The organism is Streptomyces alanosinicus (genome assembly GCF_014650595.1).
Classification (GTDB): domain Bacteria; phylum Actinomycetota; class Actinomycetes; order Streptomycetales; family Streptomycetaceae; genus Streptomyces; species Streptomyces alanosinicus.
The window spans coordinates 386,094-399,115 of the sequence record NZ_BMVG01000003.1; the positions used below are offsets into that span (position 1 = coordinate 386,094).

The 13,022-nt window shown below is 70.7% G+C and carries 9 protein-coding genes; 3 read left to right on the forward strand and 6 right to left on the reverse strand.

The features are described 5' to 3' along the window. Window positions 1-135: 135 nt before the first annotated feature. The 3 genes from IE277_RS10340 (at window position 136) to IE277_RS10350 (ending at window position 4,972) form a co-directional block, all read left to right on the forward strand. On the forward strand, window positions 136-1,428 hold the full coding sequence (locus IE277_RS10340) for a ribonuclease D (RefSeq protein ID WP_189950758.1): 1,293 nt from the start codon (window positions 136-138) through the stop codon (window positions 1,426-1,428). Between the two features lie 197 nt (window positions 1,429-1,625). Continuing rightward, window positions 1,626-2,846, forward strand: coding sequence for a thiolase family protein (locus IE277_RS10345; protein WP_189950760.1), 1,221 nt, complete (start codon window positions 1,626-1,628; stop codon window positions 2,844-2,846). Further along, window positions 2,843-4,972: a 3-hydroxyacyl-CoA dehydrogenase NAD-binding domain-containing protein gene (locus IE277_RS10350; protein WP_189950762.1), complete on the forward strand. Its 2,130-nt coding sequence runs from the start codon at window positions 2,843-2,845 to the stop codon at window positions 4,970-4,972. The genes IE277_RS10345 and IE277_RS10350 overlap by 4 nt, the downstream gene beginning before the upstream one ends. 54 nt (window positions 4,973-5,026) lie before the next feature. Here the strand turns inward: IE277_RS10350 and IE277_RS10355 are convergent, their stop codons facing one another. The 6 genes from IE277_RS10355 to IE277_RS10380 form a co-directional block, all read right to left on the reverse strand. Beyond that, entirely contained in the window at window positions 5,027-6,043 is a 1,017-nt protein-coding gene (locus IE277_RS10355) for a PLL family lectin (RefSeq protein WP_189950763.1), read from the reverse strand. A gap of 46 nt (window positions 6,044-6,089) precedes the next feature. Further along, a complete protein-coding gene (locus tag IE277_RS10360) occupies window positions 6,090-7,142 on the reverse strand; it encodes an NlpC/P60 family protein (RefSeq protein ID WP_189950765.1) in 1,053 nt (350 codons plus the stop codon). Between the two features lie 79 nt (window positions 7,143-7,221). Continuing rightward, the gene (locus IE277_RS10365; protein ID WP_189950767.1) at window positions 7,222-7,704 is read right to left on the reverse strand and encodes a poly-gamma-glutamate biosynthesis protein PgsC/CapC; all 483 of its coding nucleotides are present in this window, start codon (window positions 7,702-7,704) and stop codon (window positions 7,222-7,224) included. Continuing rightward, a complete protein-coding gene (pgsB, locus tag IE277_RS10370) occupies window positions 7,701-9,254 on the reverse strand; it encodes a poly-gamma-glutamate synthase PgsB (protein WP_189950769.1) in 1,554 nt (517 codons plus the stop codon). Before pgsB ends, IE277_RS10365 begins: the two co-directional genes overlap by 4 nt. 6 nt (window positions 9,255-9,260) lie before the next feature. Beyond that, window positions 9,261-11,534 carry a HAMP domain-containing protein gene (locus IE277_RS10375; protein ID WP_189950771.1) on the reverse strand — a complete coding sequence of 758 codons (2,274 nt, stop codon included), beginning with the start codon at window positions 11,532-11,534 and terminating at the stop codon, window positions 9,261-9,263. Between the two features lie 251 nt (window positions 11,535-11,785). After that, a complete protein-coding gene (locus IE277_RS10380; protein WP_229881182.1) occupies window positions 11,786-13,006 on the reverse strand; it encodes a CapA family protein in 1,221 nt (406 codons plus the stop codon). Window positions 13,007-13,022 lie beyond the last annotated feature (16 nt).

Below are 13,022 nucleotides of genomic sequence, written 5' to 3' on the forward strand. Positions count from 1 at the left end.
GGCCGTTCGGAGCAGCGTCCGGCTCACCCGCCTGAACCGCGGCTTTCACCGACCTGACTGGTTTACGACCCTCCCGCGCCCGTCGACGGAACGTTCCGTCGACGGGCGCCGTCCACACACGGATACCCTTGACAGGTGACCGACGCCCAAGACACCGCAGCAGACAGCTCCCTGCGCATCACCGGAGGCACCCCTCCGGACGACGCCGGATCTTCTGTGACGGGGGCGCCGACTCCGCTCCTCGAACCCCGCGAGGGCATTCCGCCCGTGATCACCGACGAGGCGGCCCTCGCCGAGGTGATCGCCGCCTTCGCCGCGGGCTCCGGCCCGGTGGCCGTCGACGCCGAGCGCGCCTCCGGTTACCGCTACGGCCAGCGGGCCTATCTGGTGCAGCTGCGCCGCCAGGGCGCCGGGAGCGCGCTGATCGACCCCGTGACCTGTCCCGATCTGTCCGGGCTCGGCGAGGCGCTGTCCGGTGTCGAGTGGGTGCTGCACGCCGCCACCCAGGACCTGCCCTGTCTGCGGGAAATAGGCATGGTCCCGAGCCGGCTCTTCGACACCGAGCTGGCCGGCCGGCTCGCCGGGTTCCCGCGGGTCGGCCTCGGCGCCATGGTGGAGAACGTCCTCGGCTTCGTCCTGGAGAAGGGGCACTCCGCCGTCGACTGGTCGACCCGGCCGCTGCCCGAGCCGTGGCTGCGCTATGCCGCGCTCGACGTGGAACTCCTCGTCGATCTGCGCGACGCCCTGGAGAAGGAGCTGGACCGGCAGGGCAAGCTGGAGTGGGCGCTGCAGGAGTTCGACGCGATCGCGGCCGCACCGCCGGCCGAGCCGAGGAAGGATCCCTGGCGCCGTACGTCCGGGATGCACAAGGTGCGCAGGCGCCGGCAGCTCGGTGTCGTACGGGAGCTGTGGGAGACACGGGACCGCATCGCGCAGCGGCGGGACGTGTCGCCGGGCAAGGTGCTCGGTGACGCCGCGATCGTGGAGGCGGCGCTCGCCCTTCCGGCCAACGTCCACGCGCTCGCGGCGCTGAACGGATTCGGGCATCGGATGGGGCGCCGGCAGCTGGAGCAGTGGCAGGCGGCGGTGGATCGGGCGAAGGCCCTGACCGAGTCGCAGCTGCCGCAGCCGGGACAGCCGGTCACCGGGCCGCCGCCACCGCGGGCGTGGGCCGACAAGGATCCCGTCGCCGCGGCGCGGCTGTCCGCGGCGCGCACCGGGGTGACGGCTCTCGCCGAGCAGGTCGCCATGCCGCAGGAGAACCTGATCTCCCCGGACACGGTCCGGCGGGTCTGCTGGGAGCCGCCGAAGGTGATCGACACCGAGTCCGTGGGTGCCGCGTTGGCGGGCTACGGCGCGCGGCCGTGGCAGGTGGAGCTGGTCACGCCGGTCCTGGTCGCCGCGCTGACCGAGGGCCAGGGTGCCTAGAGCGGGCCTGGCCGACGAGATCAAGCCATACCTCCTCACCGGGGGGCCTGCTCGGCGCCGCTTCACGGGTGTGACGTTCACCGCTCCACCCGACAGGGCTGTGCAGCTACGTTACTCGTAAGTAGCATGGGTCCTGAGCGCACGCTCAGTGCAGCGTCGCGCAGCAGTGCCATCCCGCACCCTGGAGGAGAGCCATCGTGCCTCGTACCGTCAGGGACGTCGTCTTCGTCGACGGCGTCCGCACCCCGTTCGGCAAGGCGGGCCCGAAGGGCGTCTACCACGAGACCCGCGCCGACGACCTCGTCGTGAAGGCGATCCGGGAGCTGCTGCGCCGCAACCCCGGTCTGGACCCGAAGAAGATCGACGAGGTCGCCATCGCCGCGACCACGCAGATCGGTGACCAGGGTCTGACCCTCGGTCGTACGGCCGGCATCCTCGCCGGTCTGCCGCAGTCGGTCCCGGGCTACTCGATCGACCGCATGTGCGCCGGCGCCCTGACCGCCGTGACGACCACCGCCGGTTCCATCGCCTTCGGCGCCTACGACGCCGTCATCGCCGGTGGTGTCGAGCACATGGGCCGCCACCCGATGGGCGAGGGCGTCGACCCGAACCCGCGGTTCGTGAGCGAGAAGCTGGTCGACGAGTCCGCCCTGTTCATGGGCATGACCGCGGAGAACCTGCACGACCGCTACCCGCAGATCACCAAGCTGCGCGCCGACGAGTACGCGGTGCGCTCGCAGGAGAAGGCCGCCAAGGCGTACGCCAACGGCAAGATCCAGCAGGACCTGGTGCCGATCTCGGTGCGCCGGACGAGCCCCGAGGGCGGCGAGACGGGCTGGGGCCTGGTCACGGCCGACGAGCCGATGCGCCCGGGCACGACCCTGGAGAACCTGTCCGGCCTCAAGACGCCGTTCCGCGTCCACGGCCGGGTCACCGCCGGTAACGCGGCCGGTCTGAACGACGGCGCCACCGCGTCGATCATCGCGAGCGAGGACTTCGCCCGCGAGAACAACCTGCCGGTCAAGATGCGCCTCGTCTCGTACGCCTTCGCGGGCGTCGAGCCGGAGGTCATGGGCTACGGCCCGATCCCGGCCACCGAGAAGGCCCTCGCCAAGGCGGGTCTGGGCATCGGTGACATCGGTCTCTTCGAGATCAACGAGGCCTTCGCCGTGCAGGTGCTGGCCCTCCTCGACCACTACGGCATCGCGGACGACGACGCGCGCGTCAACCAGTACGGCGGCGCGATCGCCTACGGCCACCCGCTGGCCTCCTCCGGCGTCCGGCTGATGACGCAGCTGGCCCGCCAGTTCGAGGAGCAGCGACACGTCCGCTACGGCCTGACCACCATGTGCGTGGGCTTCGGCATGGGCGCGACGGTCATCTGGGAGAACCCGCACTTCGACGGAGGCGACAAGTGAGCACCACCGCTGAACTCCTGAAGGGCGCGGCCGAGCTGTTCCCGGACGAGGTCGTGACGCAGGCGCACGTGCGCCACTTCGACCTGCCGTTCGGCGCCGGGCGCTTCGCCCTGATCACGCTGGACAACGGCCTGGACCACACCAAGCCGACCACCTTCGGACCGGCCTCGCTGGCGAACCTGAACGCCGCCGTCGACCAGGTCGAGAAGGAGGCCGCCGAGGGCACGATCGTCGGCGCCGGTGTCACCGGCAAGCCGTTCATCTTCGCCGTCGGCGCCGACCTCAAGGGCGTCGAGCTGCTGACGAGGCACGAGGACGCGCTGGCCATCGGCAAGGGCGGCCACGAGGTCTTCAAGCGCCTCGCGGGCCTGGCCGTGCCGACCTTCGCGTACTACAACGGCGCGGCGATGGGCGGCGGCGTCGAGGTCGGTCTGCACTGCACGTACCGGACCGTGTCCAAGGCCATCCCGGCGTTCTCCCTCCCCGAGGTCTTCCTGGGCCTCGTCCCGGGCTGGGGCGGCTGCACGCTGCTGCCGAACCTGATCGGCGCCGAGAAGGCCGTCTCGGTCATCATCGAGAACAGCCTCAACCAGAACAAGCAGCTGAGGGGCCAGCAGGTCTTCGACCTCGGCATCGCGGACGCGATCTTCGAGGGCGCCGACTTCCTGGAGCAGTCGCTGCTGTGGACCGCGCAGGTCCTCAAGGGCGACATCGAGGTCGAGCGTCCGGTGATCGACCGCGGCGAGGCCTGGGACCAGGCCGTCGCCAAGGGCCGCTTCATCGCGGACGGCAAGGTGCACGGCGCGGCCCCGGCCGCCTACCGTGCCCTCGACATCATCGCGGCCGCCAAGAACGGCGACCTACAGCAGGGCTACGACGCCGAGGACCAGGCCCTCGCCGACCTGATCATGGGCGGCGAACTGCGCTCCGGCATCTACGCGTTCAACCTGGTGCAGAAGCGCGGCAAGCGTCCCGCGGGCGCCCCGGACAAGAACCTGGCCCGCCCGGTCACCAAGGTCGGCGTCGTCGGCGCCGGTCTGATGGCCAGCCAGCTCGCGCTGCTCTTCCTGCGCCGCCTGGAGGTGCCGGTCGTGCTGACCGACATCGACCAGGAGCGCGTCGACAAGGGTGTGGGCTACGTCCACGCCGAGATCGACAAGCTGCTCGGCAAGGGCCGTATCAACCAGGACAAGGCCAACCGCCTCAAGGCGCTGGTGAGCGGCGTCCTGGACAAGGCCGAGGGCTTCTCGGACGCGGACTTCGTCATCGAGGCCGTCTTCGAGGAGATCGGCGTCAAGCAGCAGGTGTTCGCGGAGGTCGAGGCGGTCGCCCCGGCGCACGCCATCCTCGCGACCAACACCTCCTCGCTGTCGGTCACCGAGATGGCGTCGAAGCTCAAGCACCCCGAGCGGGTCGTGGGCTTCCACTTCTTCAACCCGGTGGCGATCCTCCCCCTGCTGGAGATCGTCCGCGGCGAGCAGACCGACGACGCCTCCCTGGCCACGGCGTTCGCCGTCGCCAAGAAGCTGAAGAAGACCGCGGTCCTGGTCAAGGACGCCCCGGCGTTCGTCGTGAACCGCATCCTGACCCGCTTCATGGGCGAGATCCAGAACGTCATCGACGAGGGCACCCCGGTCGAGGTCGCCGAGAAGGCGGTGGAGCCCCTGGGCCTGCCGATGTCTCCCCTCGTCCTGCTGGAGCTGGTCGGCCCCGCGATCGGTCTGCATGTCTCGGAGACCCTCAACCGGGCCTTCCCGGACCGCTTCACGGTCTCCCCGAACCTCGCGGCCGTCGTCAAGGCGGGCAAGCGCGGCTTCTACGTCTACGACAGCGGCAAGCCGGAGCTGGACCCGGAGGTCGCCGCGCTGCTGAAGCAGGGCGACTCCGTCCTGACGGAGGAGCAGGTCCGTGCCCGGGTCCTCGACGCGGTGGCGCAGGAGATCGGGCTCATGCTCGACGAGGGCGTCGTCGCCGAGGCCCAGGACATCGACCTGTGCCTGATCACGGGCGCCGGCTGGCCCTTCCACCTGGGCGGCATCACGCCGTACCTGGACCGTGAGGGTGTCTCGGAGCGCGTGAACGGCAAGACGTTCCTGGCGCAGGGCGTCGCCAGCGTCCCGGCGTAACACCGGATGCGTACGGGAAGGGCCCCCGCGGCGGCGGGGGCCCTTCTCGCATGCTCAGACCTGCCGCCAGGCCTCCAGGGCCAGCCCCGGCTCGTCCTTGCGCCGGGTCAGCAGGAGCCGGCCCGTGGACGGGGACAAGGTCGCGGCCGTGACCCGGCCCTGGGCATCCGTCGTGAGGGACACCCGTGCGTCCACCGGCAGTCGGGGGCCCGACTCGGTCCACCAGGCGCCCGCCGACTCCTGTTCGGTCGGGTAGGCGGCGAAGCCGACGCGGCCGCTCGCCGAGCGCTGCGCGAGCAGGGTGCAGTCATGGCCGTCGAGATCGCAGCGGACCGCGCAGACCGGCCCGGATCCGGCCGGGGACAGCAGGGTGACCGGCGCTCCGCCCGGGCGCCAGGCGCACAGGTCTCCGGAGGCGCTGGTGAAGTACAGGGTCGTGCTGTCGGCCGAGGTGGCGAGGGCGTGGAGGGTGCCCGGGCGGACCGGGGCCGCGACGGACTCCTGGAGGACCGGCGGGGCGCCCGCCTCCTCCTGGCGCCAGTGCGCGATCCCGTCGGCGACGGCCGCGTACAGCTCGACCAGGCCTGACTCCCCGGTGACCGCCGCGAGTCCGTCCCGTACCCCGTGGCCCTTCAGGTCGCGCCAGGCCGCCCAGCCGCCCTTCGCCTTCTGCGCGAGCAGCCGCACCCCGCCCTGGCCGTCGGGCACGAAGACATGGGCGCGGCCCTGTGCGTCGACGGCGACCGCGGGCGTACCCGTGCGGTCGCCCTTCTTCAGCGGGTGGCCGAGCGGGTTCCAGTCCAGGGCGGCGAGGCGCGGGCGGAAGTGGGTGGAGTGCACCAGCCCCGACTCGCCCTTGACGGTGGGCCGCCAGGAGACCAGGTGGGCGTAGCCGTCGGGGCCCTGGCCGATCGCGAGGACGGGGTGCAGTGTCTGCTCGCCGCCCACCGTGCGCGGGGCGGTCCAGGGGCCGCCGGGCTCGCGCTCCGCCCGGCACCGGACGGCGTCGCCCGACAGCTGGTAGACGCTGAGCCGGCCGTCGCGCCCGCGCAGGAGCCAGCCGCCGTTCACCGGTTCGCCCTGTGCGGTGGCCCGGCGGCCGCCCGCGGCCGTCCGTTCACAGCCGCTTCGCGCTGCGGAACAGCTTGGCGTAGAAGCCGTTGCCGTCCAGGCGCGAGACACCGCCCTGGTCGCCGATGGTGGGGCCGTTCTGCTCCTTGCGGCTGGAGATGAACACCTTGTGGCCCTCGGTGTCCGGCCCGAGGTAGATCGCGGAGTGGTCCATGTGGTTGCCGGTGCGGTGGTCCATCTTGAAGAACAGCAGATCACCCGGTTGCAGGACGTCGATGTTCTGCGGCTGTACGTACCACGGGCTCGGGCCCCGGAGCTTGATGATGTCCACGCCCTCCTTGCCGCGGGCCATGCCGTCGGCGGTGCGGGGCAGCCCGTCGCCGTGGATGTTGTCGGACATCAGCGGGAAGCGGGCCCGGTAACCGTAGACAAGACGCAGATAGCCGGAGCAGTCCACGGCGCGCAGGCGGTCCTTCTGCGGGTACACCGTGACGCCGTCCCGGAAGGTGTACGGGATGCCCAGGTAGTCGTAGAAGTCGGTCTGTTCGTAGCGGTCGACGCCGTCAGACTTGAGGGGGCCGTAGGTGGCGTGTCCCTCGTACTGGATGCCCTGGTCGTCCTTCTTGACCGGGGCGCCCTGGATGTACTGGAAGGCGAACGCGAAGACGTCGTCCTCCTGGCTGCCGTAGTACTGCTTGAACCAGTCCTTGAACCACTGCTGCTTCTCGGACCCCTTGGTCCAGGTCTCCGGCATGAGACGGACCCAGTCGTCGGTGACGACCTTGGTGGTGGTGTTGACGGGCTCGCTGAAGGTGCGCGTCGGGCCCTTGAGGGTGGCCGTGCGGGCGCCGTCCGTGAAGGTGGCGATGACCGCGCCCTTGCCGTCGCGCAGCACCGAGCGCGCCGGGTTGTTCAGCCGTTCCCAGGTCTCCTTGCCGGGCGCCCCGCCCGAGGTGTGCAGGTTCTCGGTGACCGACTGGCCGGCCGGGAGCTTCGCCTTCGCGTCGTGACGCAGCTCGTAGGTGAAGTAGGCGCTGCCCGCGAGCAGGGCCAGGACCGTCACCGTGTGGACGACGGGGCGGCCTTTGCGCTTCGGCATGGTGGAGGCTCCAGGAGTGCGACGGAGACGGGCGGGGTCAGGCGGTCGGGGTCAGGCGGTCGGGGTCAGGCGGTCGGGGTCAGGCGGTCGGCATGGCGCCGAGCAGAATGCCGGCGGTCAGCACCACATACGTGGCGAGGGTGACCGAGCCGACGGACAGCAGGGTGGCGCCCTTGGGCTGGCGGACCAGCTGGTAGCCGATCAGGCCGGGGACGATGAAGCCCAGCGTCTGGTTGGCGTACAGCAGCGGGAACTCCATCTGCAGCACGATGATCACGGTGGCCTGGATGAGCACGCCGCTGAGCACGACGGCCGCGAAGAGCCGCTTGCCGTACAGGATCACGAACTTCTGCATGAGCAGGGTGGCGAGGTACGTCAGGACGGTCACGCCGACGACGAGCGCGGCGCGCTGCAGGTCCTCGATGAGGGTGAGCGCGAGCCAGCCAGGGGTGATCATGCCGCCCGGCGACAGATTGGTCGTCAGGTAGCACATGAGCGAGAACATCAGGCCCAGGCCGATGCCTATCGCGGCGATCTCGGGGGTGAGGACGGAGGGGATCAACGCGGTTCTCCTGGGCTGTGCCACTGCTGGCTGTCGTCGGCGGAAGGCTGGGGCGCGCGGCGGGGTTCGAACATGCCGCGGGACTCGGGCGGTTCGGCTGCCCGGCCGTCGTCGGCGGGCGGGAGCGCGGCGGGGCCGGCCTGGCGTCCCGGCTCCCCGTGCGGATAGGGATGGGCGGCGTCCCGCTGTGCGGGGAGCTGCGGGACGTGCGGCTGGGTCTGCGTGTACCGCGCCTCGTACGCCTCCGGGTAGCGCTGGTAGGGGTCGAGGCGGGGCACGTAGAGCTGCATGGTCTCGGACGGGTCGACCACGGCCGGTGCCTCGTCGGAGCGCCGGGCCGGGGCCTCGGCGGCCGGCTCGTCGCCGCTCTCGTCCGGGGGCAGTTCGGCGAGGTGCTCCAGCAGGATCTCGCCCTGGCCGTGGATGTTGCCGATCGCGACCATCGACGAGTCCGGGCCGAGCATGTCCAGCATCTTGCCCATGAACTCCTCGGGGTCGCGCTTGTCCCCGCCGAGGTCGACGGCGCGGGAGCGGAACTCGGCGGGGATGGCGTCGATGGCGGACTTGGCCGGGTGGCCGATGACGAAGACGCGCTCGGGGTCGAGGTCGGGGATGATCTCGCCCATCTGGCCGTTGCGTTCGACGCGGTCGGGGCGGCAGTTGATGACCACGTTGAGCGGGCGGTGGATGGCGCCGAGGTCGAGGAGCTGGTTGATGTTCATCAGCGTCGACTCGGGGTCGTTGGCCGCGAAGACGTTGGCGAAGCGCAGCTTCTTGTTCCCGGGCGTGAGATAGCGCTCGACGGAGAGGACACCGGGGTCCGGCGGGGCGTCGTACATGCCCTGCAGGGCCGTCTCGCGGTCGACGCCGAGGAGTTCGGCGACGGCGAGGGCGATGGCCACGTTCTCCTTGAAGGTGAACCAGCTGAAGCCGCGCAGCTCCTCGTCGGTGACCGTCTCGGGGTCGGCGTAGATGAGCTTGCAGTTCCGCGCGTTCGCCTCCTCCTGGAGGATGTGGTAGCGGTCCTTCTCGGCGGTGACGCAGATGCCGTCCTCGGGCATCGAGCGGCACAGCGAGCGCGCCACGTCGTCCAGGGTGGGGCCCATCTCGGCGAGGTGGTCCTCACGGACGTTGCACAGCACGCCGATGGTGGAGCGGATCAGCTTGGACTGGTTGATCTCCTGCAGGGCCGGCATGACGGCCATGCACTCGATGACCAGCGCGTCCGGCTTGTACGCGGCGGCGCGCCGCACGATGCCGATCTGCTCGACCACGTTGGCGATGCCGAACTTGCGGTAGACCGGCTCCTCGGTGGCGTCCGGGTGGATGAAGCGGGCCGCGGTGCCGGTGGTCTTGGCGACCGTGACCAGGTCACCGCCGCGCAGGGCGCCCGCGCACAGCCGGGTGATGGAGGACTTGCCGCGGATGCCGTTCACCAGGACCCGGGTGGGTATGTGGTCCAGGTTGGCGAAGTGCCGACGCTGTTCCACGATGCCCGCTATGAGCAGAATCGCGCAGCAGATCAGCAGCACGGTGTAGAGGAAGAGCACGGGTGATCAGTTCCTTGTGTACTGCTCGGGCGGGGACGGCTGGGCCGTGGGCCGCGGGGGCTGCGCACGGCGGGGCTGGCGGCGGTTCTGGTCCTGCAGTTGCTGCCGGATGAGTTCCAGGGAGCGGGTGACGGCGCCGACCTCGTCGTGGTGCTGCGGGAACAGCACGGTCTTGCGGTCGCCGCCGGCCAGCGCGTCGGCCCGGTCGGCCAGGGAGCTGAGCGGCCGGGCCACCACGATGTGCAGCCAGCCGAGGCAGGCGACGGCCGCGGCGGCGCCGAGCAGACCGGCGAGGACGGTGCGGTTCTGGGCGTCGTACTCCGGGATGGCGAGCCGGTCGACGGGCTGCCAGCTGACCACGCTCCAGCCGAGCGACTCGGCCGAGCCGCTGCCGGAGAACGGCGCGGCGGCCGCGATCCGGATCCCGTTCTCGCGGTACAGCACGCCGTTGGGGCGCGGCTTCTTGCCGAGCCGCTGGGAGCTGGCCGCGACGAGGTCCCTCAGGTGCTGGTCGGGCAGCGACTGGAAGGCGAGGAAGCCGGTGTTGCCGCCGATGATCTGGTGCCGGTCGTCCACGAGCCGGACCACGCCGAGGCCCGGCCGGGTCAGCAGCGCGTTGAAGAACTCGACGCGGAACTCGCCGACCAGCTGGGCTCCGCTGCGGCCCGGGATCTCGGCGGAGGCGACGACCACGGGCTCCTTGCCGCCGCGGCCCAGCAGCCGGATGGGCTTGCCGGAGACCCGGTCGGAGCGGACCACCTTCGGGTCCTTGCCCTCGCGGGCCTGGATCTCACCGTGGGAGTCGACGACGTAGAGGGAGCGGTAGCGCTTGTTCTCGCTGTAGGTGTGCTCCAGCACCGTCTCCATGGCCTCGGGCGAGGTCTTGTCGCCGATGAGGGAGGCGACCGACTGCAGGTCGGCGTCGCCCTCGTTGAGCGCGCGGCGCACCCGGTCGCTCAGCGTGTCGGTGCGTTCGCGCTGGTCGTTGACGAGCTGGCGGGGGACGTCGGCCGTGCTGTCCGCGCGGTTGACCAGCAGCATCAGCGGGGCGGACCAGGCCAGCAGCAGTACGGCGCAGACCGCGAGGAGGGCGCTGGTGCCCACCCGGCGCACCCCGCGCGGCTGCTCGGCCGGGCCGGCGGCCTCGGCGCTCTCGCCGAGCAGCTGCCGGCGCAGCCGTTCCAGGGCGCCGCCGATGCGGTGCGCCTCGCCGTAGCCGGGGACGGTGACGGGCCGGGTCAGATCGCCGCGGGTGAGCCGGCGGGACTCCAGGAACAGCCGGATGAGCGGGCGCTGCACGGTGCCCAGCAGCACCGCCACGGCCAGTGCGCCGACGATGAGCAGCGCACCTCCCGCAGCCAGTCCGAACACCGGGGAGAGGGTCGTGCCGGACTTCTCGGTCACCTTGACCATGGCGACCACGGAGAGGCCCAGGCCGCTGGCGGTGGTGGACTCGCCGGACTCGGGCGCGGCGAGCGTGGCGTATCCGGCGACGGACCGGTCGTCGGTCAGCTTTCCGCCGAGCAGGCTGCCGCTGACGCCCTGGTAGCCGCCGATGCCGGGTTCCTTGCTGCTGCGCGGATCCTGCCGCGCCTTCTCGGCGGCCCGCCCGGCGAAGTCCTTCAGCTGCTTGGTGGAGTCCTTGATGTCCTTGCGGTCGATGCTGTTGCGGGCCGACTCCGGTTCGGCGATGCCGTCGCTGCTGAGGATCGCGCCGGCCGAGTCGACCACGGCGATCGAACGGAACTGGCCGAGACTGATGCCCGGGAACTTCAGGTTCCGGGAGGCGACCAGCAGCAGCTGCGGTTTGCCCTGCCAGGTCAGCAGGCCGAAGGACAGCAGCCGCACCTCGCCGTTCTTCAGCCGCACCATGCGCGGGGCCAGCCCGTCCTCGCCGTTGAGGCCGGAGAGGTCCACGTCGGTGAGCGGAACCGTCTCGCCGCGGGCCGCGGCCAGCTTGCCGGTGCGGATCTCGACGACGGCGATGCCCGTCCACTTCTGGTACGTGCTGCCGAGCTTGTCGAGGACCGCGTCACCGGAGACCGGCTCCCCGGCGCTGAACAGCGCGGCGGAGCGGGTGACATCGGTCACGGACTCGTCGATGGAAGCGCGCAGTGCGACGGCGCCGTCCTCGGCGAAGTGCTGCTGGGAGGTCAGCACCGCCTTCGGCACACCGGCGCCGTCGACACGGCCCAGGACGAGTGCGGTGATGCCGGCGAGCGTCAGCAGCAGCGCCGAGAGGACCGCGATCGGCGGGCGTATGCCTCCGATCAGCGACATATCGGCTCGACGGCGGGCTCGGTGCTGCCGCGCCGGGGGCGGTGACGCCACAGGACGGTCCTCTCTTGAATATGGTCCGGGCGCGCCGATGGTAAGACCGCACCCGGAAACCTGAGACAGATAAGAGGGCGGTTAAGTTGCCGTAAGTCGGACGTGATCTAGGCAACATCGCGCAACCTGCAGACAAGCACGGACAAATACGTGTCCAGTCCAGCTCTGGTTCAGCCTTCGTTCGCGTCTTGTACGAAGTCTTACCCAGGCAGCGAGGTCAGCGGCTTCAGCCCGTCCGCACCCGCACCCCGGTTCAGCAGCGTACCCTCCGTCCGTTCGAACGCCAGCCGCAATCGGGCCTTCTGAGTGTCCGTCAGGTGGTGGTCGTCGCGCAGTGCGGCCGGCACGTCCAGCAGGCGGTAGTCCTGCACGTCGTCGTCGCCGTAGGCGGCCTTCCCACCGTCGCGGACGTTCTCGGCGTCCGGCGGGATCGTCAGCAGCGTCGGCTCGAAGCGCGGCTGGACGTCCCAGCGCCCCTTGCCGCGCTCGGTGAAGGTGAACCAGGCGATCACACCCTCCTCGGTCAGCCCCGTCGGCTGCTCGTGCCGGGCGATCTGGTTACCGAGCCCGTAGCTGATCCAGGTCCCGTGGACCTTCTCCATCGGCTCCACGACATGCGCGTGATGACCGATGACCAGGTTGATACCGGTGTGCCGGGCGATCTGCCGGGCGAAGGAGATCTGCCCGCCGGACGGTTCGGGATGGTGCTCACGACCCCAGTGCAGGGAGAGGATCACCACGTCGGCGCCGGCCTTGCGGGCCCGCTGCTCGGCGGCCTTGATCCGGCCGAGGTCCTGCTGGTTGGCCAGCCACGGCTTGCCCTTCGGCAGCCGGTGCGGCTCGTTGAAGCCGTACGCGAAGGATATCTGGGCCACCTTGACGCCCTTGACGTCCATGACCAGCGGGGTCTGCGCCTCCTTCGCGGTCCGGAAGGAGCCGGTGTGCTTCAGCCCGGCGGCGTCCAGCGCGTCCAGGGTGCGCTTCACACCGTCATAGCCGTGGTCGAGGGTGTGGTTGGAGGCGGTGGAGCAGGTGTCGTAACCGATGTCCTTGATCGTCTTCGCCTGCTGCGGAGGCACCTGGAAGTCCGGGAAGCCCTCGAAGGGGCCCTTCGCCGGGCCCATCACCGGCTCGAAGTGGCAGATGGCCAGGTCCGCCTTGCTGATCAGCGGCTTGATCCCGGCCATCATCGGCCCGAAGTCCAGCCCGTCCACGCCCTTGCCGGTGCGCCCCGCGTCCTTGCGTGCCTGGTCGACCAGTTCGGGGTGCATCAGGATGTCCCCGGCCGCCGCGACGGTGAAGGAACGTCCGCCGCCCTCGGGTGAGGCGTCGTCCGACAGAAGACCACAGCCGGAGACTGCGGCGAGCAGGGAGAGCGGGGTCAGCAGGGACAGCAGGGTCCGGCTACGGCGTGTGTTCACCAAGATATCTTGATAC